Annotated in this window: 14 protein-coding genes and 1 pseudogene; 4 read left to right on the forward strand and 11 right to left on the reverse strand. The window is 69.5% G+C overall.

Translation table 11 applies throughout. The features are described from left to right. Positions 1–10: 10 nt before the first annotated feature. The 5 genes from AC3A6X_RS15130 to AC3A6X_RS15150 are packed head-to-tail and all read right to left on the reverse strand — an operon-like array spanning position 11 to position 4130. Positions 11–838 carry an IclR family transcriptional regulator gene (locus AC3A6X_RS15130; RefSeq protein ID WP_487842957.1) on the reverse strand — a complete coding sequence of 276 codons (828 nt, stop codon included), beginning with the start codon at positions 836–838 and terminating at the stop codon, positions 11–13. A gap of 27 nt (positions 839–865) precedes the next feature. Further along, positions 866–1738, reverse strand: coding sequence for an alpha/beta fold hydrolase (locus AC3A6X_RS15135; protein ID WP_487842958.1), 873 nt, complete (start codon positions 1736–1738; stop codon positions 866–868). A gap of 16 nt (positions 1739–1754) precedes the next feature. Next, positions 1755–2309, reverse strand: a complete 555-nt coding sequence (locus AC3A6X_RS15140) for a cupin domain-containing protein (RefSeq protein WP_309969798.1) — start codon at positions 2307–2309, stop codon at positions 1755–1757. Between the two features lie 19 nt (positions 2310–2328). Next, positions 2329–3144: an SDR family oxidoreductase gene (locus tag AC3A6X_RS15145; protein ID WP_487842959.1), complete on the reverse strand. Its 816-nt coding sequence runs from the start codon at positions 3142–3144 to the stop codon at positions 2329–2331. 8 nt (positions 3145–3152) lie between these two features. Then, positions 3153–4130 (reverse strand): Bug family tripartite tricarboxylate transporter substrate binding protein, encoded by a 978-nt coding sequence (locus AC3A6X_RS15150; RefSeq protein WP_487843293.1) that lies wholly within the window; start codon positions 4128–4130, stop codon positions 3153–3155. 218 nt (positions 4131–4348) lie between these two features. Between AC3A6X_RS15150 and AC3A6X_RS15155 the strand changes: the two genes are divergently transcribed. Both AC3A6X_RS15155 and AC3A6X_RS15160 read left to right on the forward strand, forming a co-directional pair. Continuing rightward, positions 4349–5155, forward strand: coding sequence for a substrate-binding domain-containing protein (locus AC3A6X_RS15155; RefSeq protein WP_487842960.1), 807 nt, complete (start codon positions 4349–4351; stop codon positions 5153–5155). A 67-nt stretch (positions 5156–5222) separates the two neighbouring features. After that, positions 5223–5582 (forward strand): hypothetical protein, encoded by a 360-nt coding sequence (locus AC3A6X_RS15160; protein WP_487842961.1) that lies wholly within the window; start codon positions 5223–5225, stop codon positions 5580–5582. 27 nt (positions 5583–5609) lie between these two features. Here the strand turns inward: AC3A6X_RS15160 and AC3A6X_RS15165 are convergent, their stop codons facing one another. The 5 genes and pseudogenes from AC3A6X_RS15165 to alaS all read right to left on the reverse strand — a co-directional run bounded on the left by AC3A6X_RS15165 (position 5610) and on the right by alaS (position 12166). Beyond that, a complete protein-coding gene (locus AC3A6X_RS15165) occupies positions 5610–6257 on the reverse strand; it encodes an RES family NAD+ phosphorylase (protein WP_487842962.1) in 648 nt (215 codons plus the stop codon). Beyond that, complete coding sequence (locus AC3A6X_RS15170; RefSeq protein WP_487842963.1) at positions 6254–6931, reverse strand: hypothetical protein; 678 nt, start codon at positions 6929–6931, stop codon at positions 6254–6256. The genes AC3A6X_RS15165 and AC3A6X_RS15170 overlap by 4 nt, the downstream gene beginning before the upstream one ends. 34 nt (positions 6932–6965) lie before the next feature. Continuing rightward, positions 6966–8277: pseudogene (locus AC3A6X_RS15175) on the reverse strand (D-amino acid dehydrogenase). A gap of 70 nt (positions 8278–8347) precedes the next feature. Beyond that, entirely contained in the window at positions 8348–9370 is a 1023-nt protein-coding gene (locus tag AC3A6X_RS15180) for a 2-dehydropantoate 2-reductase (RefSeq protein WP_487842964.1), read from the reverse strand. A gap of 171 nt (positions 9371–9541) precedes the next feature. Next, a complete protein-coding gene (alaS, locus tag AC3A6X_RS15185; RefSeq protein WP_487842965.1) occupies positions 9542–12166 on the reverse strand; it encodes an alanine--tRNA ligase in 2625 nt (874 codons plus the stop codon). A gap of 173 nt (positions 12167–12339) precedes the next feature. On the opposite strand from alaS, the gene AC3A6X_RS15190 reads away from it, so the two are divergent. After that, entirely contained in the window at positions 12340–12720 is a 381-nt protein-coding gene (locus AC3A6X_RS15190) for a DUF2784 domain-containing protein (protein WP_487842966.1), read from the forward strand. Positions 12721–12741: 21 nt separating this feature from the next. Here AC3A6X_RS15190 and AC3A6X_RS15195 read toward each other — a convergent pair whose 3' ends face one another. Continuing rightward, positions 12742–14673 (reverse strand): PhoX family protein, encoded by a 1932-nt coding sequence (locus AC3A6X_RS15195; protein ID WP_487842967.1) that lies wholly within the window; start codon positions 14671–14673, stop codon positions 12742–12744. A 331-nt stretch (positions 14674–15004) separates the two neighbouring features. Here AC3A6X_RS15195 and AC3A6X_RS15200 point away from each other — a divergent pair, with 331 nt between their 5' ends. After that, positions 15005–15430: an ester cyclase gene (locus AC3A6X_RS15200; protein ID WP_487842968.1), complete on the forward strand. Its 426-nt coding sequence runs from the start codon at positions 15005–15007 to the stop codon at positions 15428–15430. The last annotated feature ends 2 nt before the right edge of the window (positions 15431–15432 follow it).

The following is a 15432-nucleotide window of genomic DNA, read 5'->3' on the forward strand; positions in this document are numbered from 1 at the left end:
GTCGTCGGCCTCAGGCGCTGCGCAGCGGGACCACCTTGGCCTTGCCGGCGGGTGCGTAGTTCAGGAGGCCCGAGATCTCGTCGGCCGTGCCGCGCACGCGCTGCACCATCTCGTCCATGCGGGCCTCGTCGATGTGGCCGGAGGTGATGGTTGCGCCCAGCGCCGCCACGATGTGGCCGCTGTGGTCGCGCACCGGCGCGGCGATGGTGGAGATATTCGATTCGAAGAAGCCCTCGCCCAGCACGTAGCCGCGCTCGCGGTCGGCCTGGACCATGTCGAAGAGCTCGTTGACCGTCTTGGGCGTGCTCGGCGAGAAGGTCTCGAGCTTGTCTTCCGGGTAGAGCGCGCGCAGCTGCGGCAGCGTCAGGTCTTCCAGCAGGATGCGGCCCAGCACCGTGGCATGGGCCGGCAGGCGCGTGCCCACCGTGACCGAGCTGGCAAAGGGCGAAGGCGGCGCAACCTTGGCGACGTAGACGATGGAGCGGCCGTCGCGCACCACCAGGTTGCAGGGCGTGCGCAGCTCCTCGCACAGGCGGTTGAGCAGCGGCGTGCCCAGCTGCGTGAGCTCCAGCGAGGCCAGGTACTCGAAGCCCAGGCGCAGCACGGCCAGGCCCAGTCGGTAGTCGCGGCCGCCCTCGGCGCGCTCCAGGAAACCCATGTTCTCCAGCGTGCTGAGCAGGCGGAACACGGTCGAGCGCGGCAGGTCGAAGCGGCGCGCCAGCTCGGGCGCGGACAGGGTGCGGCTCTCGCGGCTGAACTCGCACAGCATGCGCAGTCCGCGTTCCAGGGCCGGCACGTTGTAGCGCTCGGCGCCCTCTTCCATCAGGTCGTTGCTCATGGTTCTCTCGTCGTTCTTGTGGATCGATCAGTCTGCAAGGGCTTCGCGCAGCAGCGCGGCGACTGCGGCGGGCTGCTCCACGTAGCTCGCGTGGCCGGCATCGGACAGCAGCTCGAGCGGCACGCCGCACTGCTTCGCGACCGCGGCGCAGGCTTCGGGCGTGGTGACGACGTCCAGCGCACCGCAGGCCACGCGCACCGGCATGGCGGGCGGCAGGTCGGCCAGCAGGTCGGCGCCGCACAGCAGCTCCACGGCCTGGCGGTATCCGGCCTCGTGCAGGCGCGCCATGTTCCAGCGCACCCATTGGCGTGCGGTCTCGCTCGCGTGTTCCGACAGCAGCCGGCCCGAACGCTTCGCGGCCATGCCGGCGATGCCCAGCTCAGCCGGCGTGCCCAGGCGTTCGGCGCGCACGCGGGCCTGCGCCTCTGCACGGCCTGCGACGCCGTAGCCGGCGGCCGGGCTGATCAGCTGCAGCTTCGAGATGCGCGAGGCGAGCGGCGAGCCGGGACGCGCGGCGGACGCAGCCATCAGCGCGCCGAGCGAATGGCCGACCAGCACGCAGGACTGGATGTCCAGGGCATCGAGCAGGCCCTGCAGGCGCTGCGCGTAGTCGTGTGCGGTGGGTGCCTGCGCGGCCAGCGGTGTCGATGCGCCATAGCCCGGCGCATCCCATGCGATCAGGTGCGCCTCGCCTTCGAGCAGCAGGGCCGTGTCCAGCCACGAGGCCGAGCCCGAGCCGATGCCGTGCAGGCATACGATCGCCGGGCCCGCGCCGCATTCGCGCACCGAGACCACGGCACCGCCCTGCACCGGCACGCTGCGCGCCGGGAAGCGCGCCTCGAGGCGCGCCAGCTCGGCGGCCGGCAGGCTGGGGACTTCGATCACGGTGGTCTCGCTCATGGCTTCTGCGTCCCGATCAGCGCTTGATCTTGGCGAGCGGATGGTCAGCCGGGTACGTCGGCGTGACCGGCTTCTTGGAACCCAGCATCACGCACATCAGCGCATCCTCGTCGCCGATGTTGATCTCCTCGCGGTATACGCCCGGGGGCACCGAGATCAGGTCGCGGTCGGTCAGCACGGTCTCGTAGCGCTCGCCCTCGGCCGTGGTCAGCACCACCTTGAGCTTGCCGCGCAGCAGGAAGAACACTTCTTCCACGTCGGTATGCAGGTGCGGCGGGCCTTCGTGGCCGGCCGGGATCACCATGGTCGAGAAGGTGAAGCTCTCGGCCGGGATGGTGTTGACGTCGCTCGCCACGCCGGTGCCGCCGGTGCCCACGTAGCGCATCTGCGCGCGGCGGAACTTGGGGTCGAAGTCGGCCTGGAACTTCAGCGCGTCCCAGTCGTACTTGCGGGTCGAATAGCGCGCGATGCGGCTGTTCATCCACGACTCCAGGCTCGCGCCCTCGGGGCGGCGCAGGGTCTCGCCGACCTTGCTGTCGTCGAATTTCTTTTGCTCTGACAAATCGCTCATCGAATAACTCCTTGAAGGATCAATGCATCACGAAGCCGCCGTTGACGGCGAGCAGCTGGCCGGTCACGAAGCGCGACAGGCCGGAGAGGGAAAACAGCACCGCGCCGCAGACGTCCACCGCCTGCTGCTCGCGCGGGAGGGCGCGGCCCTCGAGGTACTTCTGGTGGCGCGCCAGCGGCACGTATTCGGTGGCTTCCACCAGCGTGAGGCCGGGCGCGACCGCATTGACGGTGATCCCGGACTCGCCCCACTCGCGCGCCAGGGAACGGGTCATCGAGATCACGGCGCCCTTGCTCGAGGCATAGGCCAGCAGCTTGGGCGCGCCCCACAAGGCGGTGTCGGATGCGAGGTTGACGATGGCGCCGCGCCCGCCCTGCGCGAGGGCCGGCTGGCAGGCGCGGCTCATGAGCCAGGTGCCGCGCACGTTGACGTCCATCACGCGGTCCCACGTTTCGATGTCCAGCGCGTGGGCGTCGCGACCGCCGGAATTGGTGATGGCGGCGTTGTTGACCAGGCCATCGAGGCCGCCGAGCGCTTTCACCGCGGCGGCGGCGCAGGCTTCGATCGAAGCCGGATCGCACAGGTCCAGTGCCAGCGCGTGGGCCTTGAAGCCGGCCTTGCGCAAGGCCTGCGCCTCGGTCTCGGCCAGGTCCGAAAGAATGTCGGCCAGCACCACGGCCGCGCCCGCGGCGGCGATGCATTGGGCGAACGCCAGCCCGAGGCCGCGCGCGGCGCCGGTCACCAGCACGCGCCGGCCGGCGAGCAGGTTGGCCGGCAACTCGGCCAGCAGGGCCTGCAGGCTGTCGGGATCGGGGATGGCTTTGATGTCGGTCATGCTTTGCGTCAATCCGCCTGGATGCCCAGTTCCTTGATGATCTTGCCGAAGCGCTCGAAGTCGGCCGCATTGGTCTTGGCCAGCACCTCCGGCGCGCCGCCCAGCGGCAAGGCGCCGAGCACCGCCATCTTCGACACCACGTCGGGCATCTTGAGGATCTCGTTGAAGTGGCCGTTGAGCGTCTTCACGATCTCGGGCGGCAGGCCCTTGGGCCCGAAGAGGCCGTGCCAGGCCGTCACTTCGACATTCTTGAAGCCGAGCTCGGCGAAGGTGGGCACGTTGGGCGCCAGCGGCGAGCGGGTGCGGTCCGCGACCGCGAGCGGCAGCATCTTGCCGCCGGCGAGGTGCGGCGCCACGGGGCCGTAGGTGATGTAGGTCAGCGGCACATGGCCGCCCAGCACGTCGTTGACTGCCGGGGCCACGCCCTTGTAGGGCACGTGGCCGAGGTTCATGCCGGCCGCCTTGTTGACCATCTCGCCCAGGATGTGCATCGGCGAGCCGCTGCCGGGGCTGGCGTACGAGAGCGTCTGGCCCTTGGCGGCCTGCACGTCCTTGAAGGTCTTGAAGCCGGTGCCCGCGCTCGCCACCAGGAACAGCGGCAGCGTGCCGATCTGGACGACGGGCGTGAAGCCGTTGAGTACGTCGTAGCTCGCGCTGCCGCCGGTCTTCAGCACCAGCTGCGCGATCGAGAAGGTGCTGGGCGCCAGCAGCAGCGTGTAGCCGTCGGCCGGCGCCTTGGCCACGAAGCTGCTGCCGATCACGCCGCTGGCGCCGGGCCGGTTGTCGACCACCACCGGCTGGCCGATGCGCGTGGACAGCTTCTCGGCGAACAGGCGCGCGAGCGCGTCGGTGTCGCCGCCGGCCGGATAGGCGACCACGAGCGTGATCGGCTTGGCTGGATAGCCTTGCGCCCAGATCGGAGCGGCAGTGCTGGCAGCAGCGAGGGAAACGGCCAGCGCGAGCGCCTGGCGACGGGTGGGCTTCATCATCGTGGGTTCGATCCGTGGTCTTGGTGGTAGACTTTGTTTGTTCCACTAATAAAACATTGATTTATTAATGGAACGGACAGGCGAAGAATAATCCCGAAGTGCCCAGGATGTCTAGGCATAAACCCTAGGTTCGGGCGCGTTTACCCTGAGCCGCGTGAACGCGAACTGACAGCTTGGCTTTCTAGGATGGGCGGGTTTACTTCCCGGAGACACCCATGGCTTTTCCCAGGCTCACGCGCCGCGCCGCCCTGCTGCTGGCCGCATTCACCCTCGCCGGCTGCGCGGCTACGCAAGCCGTCGCACCCGCCGGCACCGAGATCCGCGTGATGACGTCCGGCGGCTTCACCGCCGCCTACGACGAGCTCACGCCCGCCTACGAGAAGGCCACCGGCCACAAGGTGCAGACGGCCTACGGCGCGTCGATGGGCGCGGCCAGCGACTCGATCCCGAGCCGGCTGGCGCGCGGCGAACCGGTCGACATCGTGATCCTGGCGCGCCCTGCCCTCGATGCCCTGGTGGCGCAGGGCAAGGTGGTGCCGGGCAGCCAGGTCGACCTGGTGCGCTCGTTCATCGGCTTCGCGGTGCGCAGCGGCACGCCCAAGCCGGACATCGGCACGGTCGACGCCCTCAAGCGCACGCTGCTCGCGGCGCCCTCGATTGCCTACTCGGCCAGCGCCAGCGGCACCTACTACGAGACCGAGCTGCTCAAGAAGCTGGGCATCGAGGAGCAGGTGAAGCCCAAGAGCCGGCGCATCCTGAGCGAACGGGTCGGCGCGGTGGTTGCGCGCGGCGACGCGGCGCTGGGCCTGCAGCAGGTGAGCGAACTGCTGCCGATCCAGGGCATCGACTACGTCGGGCCGCTGCCGGCGGAAGTGCAGCGCGTCACCGTGTTCTCGGCCGGCATCTCGAGCACGGCACGGCAGCCCGAGGCGGCGAAGCAGCTGATCCGCTACTTCACCTCGCCGCAGGCGGCGCCGGCGATCGTCAAGAGCGGGCTGGAGCCGGCAGCCGCCAAGCCCTGATCGGTGCGTGCCTGCAGGCGCACCAGCGACATACACTGGCGGCCCCGCAGCCTTGCACGGACCGCCCATGAATCGACTTGCGCCCGCCTCCGCCCTGCTCTGTCTTTTCTTCCTCGATCCGCTGCAGGCTGCCACGCTGGAAACCCGCAGCTACACGGTGGAGATCACCCCGATGTGCGGCGAGCGCGTGACGGACTGCGAGCAGTTCGCCTATGCCGGTACCCACAACCGCAACGGCAGCCGCATCAACCTCGTCGGCAAGCCGGGACAGCGCCCCTGCCCGCCCGGCAACGCGCCCTGCGATCCGCTGGGCTGGCAGTTCTACGACGGCAACTCGACCAGCTACTTCGTCGGGCAGGACGGGTGGTTGATCGTCACGCAGGGCAGGAAGACCGTGCTGCGCGAGCGCGGCAACTGGCGCAACTGAGGCGCCCGCGCGACCGAGCCCTGAACGTCAGGACGCATCGATGCCCGCGCGCAGCGCCGCGGCGAGGATGGCCTGGCGCAACGCGTCATTGCGCACCAGCGGCCCGCCGATGCGCGTTCCGGAAAGAACGCCCTTCACGCGGTCGCCAAAGAGCAGCATCGCCCTGTCGCGATCGCGCTGGCGCGACATCCACACCAGGCCATCGGCATCCTTGCATTGGCGATGCAGCGCCTCGGCCCATCGGGAGGTATCCACATAGTCGCGTGCCGGGCTGGCGACGAGCTCCTCCTTCGGGATCTTGAGCCGGTGCAGCCCCTCGCTCGTCAGGTCCACGAGCAGGAGTTCGCGGCTGGGCACGAGCTGGCCATGGCCGCGCTGCGCGAAAGCGTCGAGGTCCACGAACTTGTCGGGCGCGTCGATCGGCACGTCGTGGAAGACTGTCTCGAAGATCGCGCAGTCCAGGGTCGCACCGGCGTAGAGATAGGGCACGACCCGGTTCCTGGCATCACGGATGGGCGCGAATCGCGTGGGCTTGCGCAAAGCGCCAGCGCTGTCGACGCCGGGGTTGAAGCTCTCGGGCGCGAAGGCCGTGTCGTGGATGACGTGGATCGGCGCGCCAGCCGGCCAGCGATCGAAAAGGGGGTCGAGAGGCGGTGCCGGCGCGCGGCAGCTCAAGCCGCGACCTCTTGCGCATCGCGCTGCGCCGCCTCGACCACGGCCTGCGGGTTCGATGCCAGCAGGTCGACGGGCCGCGCACTGCCGGGCAACCAGCCGTTGTTCGAGGTGAACCACAACGCGAGCTTCCAGGGCGCCCGGCGATCGCCGAAGGCTTCGAGCACGGCCTGCACCGCCTTGATCGGCTTGTGGTCCTCGAATTGGAAGGCGGGGTAGACGTCGCGCTCGCGCGCGCTCTTGTCCGGATGCGGCACGGCGAAGACCTGGCGGCGCTTGCGCCAGTTGTCCACCAAGGCAGTGCGGCTGCTGGCCTGCGAGCGGTTGGCGTCGGCCAGTTGCTCGGCCGTGAAATGCCCGAACTCGTTCAGCACGCGCGCATGCCGCTTGGCAAGCCGCTGGGCCATATCGCGGTCGATCGCGCTCGGCAGCACCATCTGCCCCGCCATGAAGTCGACCACGGCCTCGATGCGGCGCTCGCGGGCCTGGGCGGTTTTCTCGAGCAGCGCGCGCTCCAGCATCGGCAGGGAGGCCAGCAGCACCTTCGAGATCGCCTCGTCCTTGATCTCCAGCAGGAACTTGCGCGCGCCGCCCTTGCGAGCCGCGCGGGCAGCGGTATAGGGCTCCAGCGACAGCAGGTCGCCCTGCAAGCTGGCGGTGAGATCGGAACTGCTCATCATCGAGGCCTTGGTTGATCTGTTTGATCTCATTCTACAGACTCCCATCAAATGGATCAAAACCAGCCAAACCGAGGCGGCCTGCGGGGCGCTCAGGCGTAGCGCTCCAGGCCCAGGCCTTCCATGTCGATCTCGGGCGAACGGCCCGCGATGAGGTCGACCATGACCCGCCCCGTCCCTGCCGCCATGGTCCAGCCCAGCGTGCCGTGGCCGGTCGCCAGCAGCAGCTTGGGGACGGGCGTGGCGCCGAGCAGCGGCGTGCCGTCGGGCGTCATGGGCCGCAGGCCGGTCCAGAACTCCGCCCCTTCGACGCTGCCGCCCCCCGGGAACAGATCGGTGACCACGTGCTCCAGCGTGTCGCGCCGGCGGTCGTTGAGGCGCAGGTCGTAGCCCGACAGCTGCGCCGTGCCGCCCACGCGGATGCGCTCGCCCAGGCGCGTCACCGCGACCTTGAAGGTCTCGTCCATCACGGTGGACTCGGGCGCCATCGCGGCATCGGTGATCGGCACGGTGATCGAGAAGCCCTTGACCGGGTACACCGGCAGCCGGATGCCCAGCGGCTTCAAAAGCCGCGGCGAATAGCTGCCCAGCGCGAGCACGTAGCGATCGGCGCGGAAGGGGCCGGCATCGGTATGGACCGCGGCCACGCCCTCGGCATCGCGCGCGATGTCGGTGATGGTCACGCCGAAGCGGAAGCGCACGCCCGCGGCCTCGGCCAGCCGTGCCAGGCCCTGGGTGAACTTGAAGCAGTCGCCGGTCTCGTCGCCCGGCAGGCGCAGGCCGCCCACGAACTTGTGCCGCACGGCGGCCAGCGCCGGCTCGTACTGCGCGCAGCCGTCGCGGTCCAGAAGCTGGTAGGGCACGCCGTAGGCCTTGAGGATCTCGATGTCCTTGCCGGTGCCGTCGAGCTGCTTCTGCGTGCGGAACAGCTGCAGCGTGCCCAGCGAGCGCTCGTCGTAGCGGATGCCGGTGTCGGCGCGCAGCTGCTGCAGGCAATCGCGGCTGTACTCGGCCAGCCGCACCATGCGGCTCTTGTTGATCTCGTAGCGCGCCTGCGTGCAGTTGCACAGCATCGCGATGCCCCAGCGCCACATGGCCGGATCGAACATGGGCCGGATCACCAGCGGGCTGTGGCGCATCAGCAGCCACTTGACGGCCTTCATCGGCACGCCGGGCCCGGCCCAGGGCGCCGAGTAGCCGGGCGAAACCTCGCCGGCATTGGCGTAGCTGGTCTCGAGCGCCGGCGCATCCTGGCGGTCGAGCACCGTGACCTCGTGGCCGGCCTTGGCGAGGTAGTACGCCACCGTGGTGCCGATGACGCCGCTGCCGAGGATCAGGACATGCATGCCGCTCCTTTTGGAATAACGGGCCTTGGCCGCTTGCACTCCACGCCGACGTGGGCAATAGGGGTGAACGTCATTTCACGCCCAGCGCCGCCAGCAACTCCTGTGCCGAGAGCGCATGCGGCCGCTCCGGCCAGGCTTCCACCAGTTCCACCATCTTCGCGCTCCTCGGCGCGCGGGCGCCGTTGGAGCGCGCGAGCCGCACCACCTCGCCGCACAACGCATCGATCTCGGTGCGGCGGCCCAGCGCCAGGTCGTCCGCCATGCTGGAGCGCGCCTTGTCGTCGATGCGCAGCATCCGCGCCGCGATCACGCGGAACACCGGGTTCGGCAGCCGCAGGATCACCGGCATGCGGCGCGGCGGCACGGCCGCCAGCTGCGCCGGCTTGATGTGGGCCCATGACAGCGCCTCCAGCGCCTCGTCCATCAGCGCCGCGAGGCAGCGGCGGTAGCCGCGGTCCAGCAGCTGCCGGCGCAGCGGCAGGCCGGACAGCGCATTGACGGGGTTGTTGAGGTTGAGCAGCAGCTTGCCCCACTGCACCGGCAGCATGTTCTTGTGCCGGTCGATCGGCACCCCTGCGCGCTCGAACACGGCCAGCCAGGGCCGCAGCACCGCGTCGTCCTGCACGGCGAGGCGGCCGGTGGTCCCCCGATGGAAGGCGCCCGGCCCGATCTCCGCAACGTTGTACGGCACCATGCCCGGCAGCACCTGCAGCGTCGGCGCCACGTGCGCCGCGGTGCTCGCATTCGACACGCCGTTCTGCAGCGAGATCACCGGCGTGCGCGCCGGCAGCGCCGCGCCGAGCTCGGCCGCCGCCTGCGCGGTGGCGCCGCTCTTCACGGTCAGCAGCACCAGGCCCGGCCGCACGCCGGGCGGGATCCGCTCGGCCACCTGAAGCGTGCCGGGCGGCACGTAGCGCTCGCCGTCATCCAGGTCGCTGAGGCGCAGCCCGTGCCGTTCCAGCGCCTCGAGCACGCGCGGACGGCCGACGAAGAGCACCCGCACACCTTCGGAAGCCAGGCTGCCGCCGATGTAGCAGCCGATGGCGCCCGCGCCCATCACCAGCACGTCGACGGGGAGCGCCTCCTCAGCCATGGTCGTCGGCGCCGGGCCGCGTGCGGTCGCGCCTCTCGAAGTCGCTCGGCTGTGCGGGCGCGGCCGCCAAGGCGGCGCCCGCAGCCAGCGCGGCGATCAAGATCGGCAATGACCGGAAAGCCCCTTCCATCCGCGCGACTATGGCACGGACGGCCCCGCCTGGGCAGGGTGTCAGACCCGCTGGGCGACCCAGTCCTGGACCGAGGCGAGCGCCTTGGCAAGCCCGGCCGCATCGGTGCCGCCGGCCATCGCCAGGTCGGGCTTGCCGCCGCCCTTGCCGCCCACCTGCTGGGCCACGAAGTTGACCAGCTCGCCGGCCTTGAGCTTGCCCATGCTGTCGGCCGTGACGCCGGCGGCCAGCTGGACCTTGCCGCCGTCGACCGCCGCCAGCACGATGGCCGCGGTCTTGAGCTTGTCCTTGAGCTTGTCCATGGTCTCGCGCAGCGTCTTGGCGTCGGCGCCGTCCAGCTTGGCGGCCAGCACCTTGATGCCCTTGATCTCGACCGCCTGGGCCAGCAGCTCGTCGCCCTTGGACGAAGCCAGCTTGCCCTTGAGCGCGCCGACCTCGCGCTCCAGCGCGCGCACCTGCTCCAGCACCTGCACCAGGCGCGGCTGCACCTCGGGCACGGGCGTCTTGAGCGTGGCGGCCACGCTGTTCACCGTGGCCTCGAGCCCCTGCAGGTAGGCCAGCGCGTTGGCGCCGGTCACCGCCTCGATGCGGCGCACGCCGGCGGCCACGCCGCCCTCGCTCACGATCTTGAAGAGGCCGATGTCGCCGGTGCGCGCCACGTGGGTGCCGCCGCACAGCTCGCGGCTCGTGCCGATGTCGAGCACGCGCACGGTCTCGCCGTACTTCTCGCCGAAGAGCATCACGGCGCCGGTCTGCTGGGCCGACTCCATGTCCATCAGGCGCGCCTGCGTGGCCTGGTTGGCCAGGATCTCGGCGTTGACGCGGCGCTCGATCTCGAGGACCTGCGCTTGCGTCACGGCCGCGTTGTGCGCGAAGTCGAAGCGGGTCTTGTCGGCGTCGACCAGCGAGCCCTTCTGCTGCACATGCGTGCCCAGCACCTCGCGCAAGGCCTTGTGCATCAGGTGGGTCACGCTGTGGTTGCGCATGGTGGCGGCGCGCAGCGCCGTGTCGACGCGCGCCGTGACCGTGTCGCCCACCTTGAGCGTGCCCTGCGTCTGCGTGCCGTGGTGGCCAAAGACGTCGGCCTTGATCTTCTGCGTGTCGTCGATGCCGAACTGCAGGCCCTCGGCCACCAGCACGCCCTGGTCGCCGACCTGGCCGCCGCTCTCGGCGTAGAAGGGCGTGGTGTCGAGCACCACGATGCCGGGCTGGCCTTCCTTCAGTTCCTGCACCGGCGCGCCTTCGAAGTACAGCGCGAGCACGCGGGCCTGTTCCTCCAGATGCTCGTAGCCGGTAAAGGCATTGGCCGCGCCTGCGTAGTCGACGGCGCGGTCCATCTTGAACTTGCCGGCGGCGCGGCCGGCGGCCTTCTGCTTTTCCATCGCGGCATCGAAGCCCGCGGCATCGACCTCCACGCCGCGCTCGCGGCAGACGTCGGCCGAGAGGTCGAGCGGGAAGCCGTAGGTGTCGTGCAGCTTGAAGGCCACCTCGCCCGGCAGCACCTTGGCATCGCCGGCCAGGGCCGCGTCGAGGATCTCCATGCCGTTGGCGAGCGTCTCGAAGAAGCGCTCCTCCTCGGCCTTCAGCGTCTCGGTGATGCGCTGCTGGTCGGCCACCAGCTTGGGGTAGGCCTCGCCCATCAGCGCCACCAGGTCGGGCACCAGCTTGTGGAAGAAGGGCTTCTTCTGCCCCAGCTTGTAGCCATGGCGGATGGCCCGGCGCACGATGCGGCGCTGCACGTAGCCTCGGCCCTCGTTGGAGGGGATCACGCCGTCGGCCACCAGGAAGGCGGTGGCGCGGATGTGGTCGGCAATCACGCGCAGGCTCTTGTTGTGCAGGTCGCGCTCGCCGGTCTCGCGCGAGGCGGCCTTGATGAGCCGGTCGAACAGGTCGATCTCGTAGTTGCTGTGCACGTGCTGCAGGATGGCGGCCAGGCGCTCCAGGCCCATGCCGGTGTCGACGCAGGGCGCGGGCAGCGGCTTCACGCTGCCGTCGGGTTGCATGTCGAACTGCATGAACACGTTGTTCCAGATCTCGATGTACCGGTCGCCGTCTTCATCGGGCGAGCCGGGCGGACCGCCGGCGATCCCGGGGCCGTGGTCGTAGAAGATCTCGGAGCACGGGCCGCAGGGGCCGGTGTCGGCCATCATCCAGAAGTTGTCGGACATGTAGCGCCCGCCCTTGTTGTCGCCGATGCGCACCACGCGCTCGGGCGGCAGGCCGATGACCTTGGTCCAGATGTCGTAGGCCTCGTCGTCCTCCTGGTAGACGGTGGCCCAGAGGCGCTCGGCCGGCAGCTTGTAGACCTGCGTCAGCAGCTCGAAGGCCCAGCTGAGCGACTCGCGCTTGAAGTAGTCGCCGAAGCTCCAGTTGCCCAGCATCTCGAAGAAGGTGTGGTGGCGCGCGGTGTAGCCCACGTTCTCCAGGTCGTTGTGCTTGCCGCCGGCACGCAGGCAGGCCTGCACGGAGGCGGCGCGCACGTAGGGGCGCTTGTCGGTGCCGAGGAACACGTCCTTGAACTGCACCATGCCGGAGTTGGTGAACATCAGGGTCGGGTCGTTGCCCGGCACCAACGAGCTCGACGGCACCACGGTGTGACCCTTGGAGGCGAAGAAATCGAGGAAGGACTTGCGGATGTCCGCGACGCTGAAGGTGGGCTGGCTCATCTTGGATTGGAGTGCTGAGAGAGGCGGCCGGCTGCGGGCAGCCCCTGCATCGAACCCACCTGACTACTTGATCTGCTGAGCCGAGGATTATAGGTTTGGCCCTGCCCTCGCCGCCCCCGCGGTCATGCGGGGCGCCTTTGCCGGAAAGCCGTGCCCATGCGACCCTTGCGCCCATGACCCCGCGCCTGCTCGCCGACGCCGTGCTCCTGCTGCACGGGCTCTTCATCGTCTTCGTCGTCGCCGGCGGCGCGCTGGTGTGGCGCTGGCCGCGCGTGGCCTGGCTGCACCTGCCGGCCGTCGCCTGGGCAGCCTGGATCTCCTGGGCGGGCGGGGTCTGCCCGCTGACGCCGCTGGAGAACACGCTGCGCCGCGAGGCCGGCCAGGCCGGCTACGAGGGCGGCTTCGTCCAGCATTACCTGCCCGGCCTGATCTATCCCGAGGGCTTCACGCGCGAGCTGGAGATCGGTGTGGGCGTCTTCGTCACGCTGCTGAACGTGGGCGTCTATGCGCTGCTGATGCGGCGGCGGCGACATCGCCAGGCCGGGCGCCCCTGATTCCGGAGCCCGGGGAAGCCCTCAGGTTCCGATCACGCCGCCGTCGTTTTTGGTGATGACCACCGTCGCCGAGCGCGGCCGGCCGGCGCCGTCCGGCCACTTCGAGATCGCCAGCGGCTTCTCGGGGTCGCTGCGCTCGTTGGCCGGCTCGCCGGGGTGCTGGATGTTGATGAACAGCGACTTCAGGTCCGGCGTGGCCGTGAGGCCGGTGACCTCGCAGCCGGCCGGGCCGAGCAGGAAGCGGCGGATCTCGCCCTTGGTGGGATCGCAGGCCAGCATCTGGTTGTTGGGCAGGTTGACGTACTCGCCCTTGCCCAGCGTCGAGGTCGAGACGTCGGTCTGGATCCACAGCACGCCGCGCGCGTCGACCATCAGGCCGTCGGGGCTGCCGAAGGTGTCGCCCTTGATGTTGCCCTGCGCCTCGTAGCGGCTCTGCTTCGGGTCGCCGGCCAGCACGAGGTGGTTCCAGGCGAATCGGGTGGCGTCGAGGTCGCCCGCTTCCTTCCAGCGGATGATCTGGCCCATGGTGTTGTTGGAACGCGGATTGGCCGCGTCCATGAAGGTCTGGCCTTGGCCGCCACGGTTGCTGTTGTTGGTCAGCGTGCAGTAGACCTCCTTGGTGATCGGGTCCACCGTGGTCCACTCCGGGCGGTCCATCTTGGTGGCGCCCAGCGCATCGCTGGCCTGGCGCGACTTGATCAGCACGTCGCCCTGGTTCGCGAAGCCCTTGTCCGCCGTCAGCGGGCCCTGGCCCTGCACCAGCGGCATCCATTCGCCGGTGCCGTCGACGTCGAAGCGCGCGACGTACAGCGTGCCGTGGTCCAGCAGCTCGCGGTTGGCCTCGAAGCCGCCGGGCTTGACGCGGTCGCGGCTGACGAACTTGTAGATGTACTCGAAGCGCGAGTCCTCGCCCATGTAGACCACCGCCCGGCCGTCGGCCGTGAGTGCGGTGGCCGCGCCCTCGTGCGCGGCGCGGCCGAGGGCGCTGCGCTTGACGGGCGTGGACGCCGGGTCCTGCGGATCGATCTCGACCACCCAGCCGTAGCGGTTGGACTCGTTGGGATGCTTCGCCACGCTGAAGCGCTCGTCGTGCTCGTGCCAACGGTACTTGGCGCCGTTGCCCTTGCGGATGCCCCAGCGGCGCTGGTGCGCATCGGGGTTGTCGACGCCCTCGAAGTAGTCGGCGAAGTTCTCCTCGCAGGTGAGGTAGGTGCCCCAGGGCGTGTGGCCGTTGGCACAGTTGTTGTAGGTGCCCAGGATGCGCGTGCCGGTCGGGTCGCCGGCGGTGCGCAGCATCGGGTGGCCGGCGGCCGGGCCCGTCAGCGTCATCGGCGTGAGCGCCGTGATGCGGCGCGCGAACTTCGAAGGCGCGACCTGCTTCCAGCCGCTGCCCTCGCGCTGGATCTCGATCACCGAGACACCATGTGCGTTCATGGACTTGCGCACCTTCTCGGCGCTCCAGGTCTTCATGCCGTCGGTGTGGAGCAGGCCGTCGTCGACGTACTCGTGGTTCATCACCAGCAGCCCGCGCTGCGAGGAGCCCTCGATGGGGAAGAAGGCCATGCCGTCGTGGTGCATGCCGGCCTGCAGCCCCTGCTCGGCAGCGGTGTTGGAGGCGTCCGCGTTGAAGGTCGGCATCTGGCCCGCCACGCCCACGGCATCGCCCCAGCGGTACAGCACCTGGGCGCTGTAGCCCTCGGGCACCACGACGCGGTCGACCGCCGCCATCGGCACGCTCTTGAAGCCGATGCCGCGGCCCAGCGAAGCCGCGTTGCCGCCGCCGGTGGTGGCGCAGCCGGCGAGCGCGCCGGCGGCCAGCGGCCCGAACAGCCCGGCCACGGTGGCCGCCAGTCCGCCGCGTACGAATATCCGACGGGCGGGGTCGGAAACCTCATGGATGGTGGGATTGGCGCTCCGGTTGGAGTCCTCCATGCAGTCGAAGTCTTTGGCCATTCTTGTGAACTCTCGTCAAGTGGGGGGCGGGCAAGCCCTCCATGTTCGACGAGCCGCATGAAGGCACCGTGACATCGGTGCAAGGTAGCGCGAGGGCGGCTTGCGGCGGCCGCCCCCAACGGGCAGATCATGACGCGGGTGTTCCTGCCCTGACCCCACCCGCCGGCTCTTTGCCCAGGTTCCTGCGGGACAGGTTTGCAGGGCTTCGCGGCGACCCGGCGGCGTTAGCACAGCGTCCATTCGGCATAGACCGAAATTCATGAGACAAATCTCTTGTAATGAGATTTCCGTCTCATTATGATGGCAGCACACCAGACCTGAGGAGATCGCCATGGCCATGACCCGCAGCGAGATGGATCGCAAGCTCGACGAGCATTTCGGCTTCGAAGCCCAGGACAACGTGGAGGGCGTGCTGGCCACGCTCGCCTCCGACGTGGAGCACGACGTGGTCGGCTGGCCCGGCGGCCCCGTCCGCGGCCGCGATGCCACGCGCCCTTTTTATGAAGCGCTGTTCGCCGACCTGTCGGAAGGCAAGGTCCGGTCCTTGCGCCGCCTCTACGGCGACAACTTCATGGTCGACGACTCGCTGTGGACCGGCAAGGCGCCGGGCCGTCCCTTCGGCTTCGAAGGCCGCGATCGCCCGCTCGCCTTCCGCCTGCTGCACGTCATCGAATTCGCGGACAGCGGCGACATCCGCAGGGAGAACGTCTGGGTCGATCTGGGCGCCATCCTGCAGCAGTTGCCGCCGGCGGCTTGAGC

Source organism: Variovorax sp. Soil_C_12, assembly GCF_057657375.1.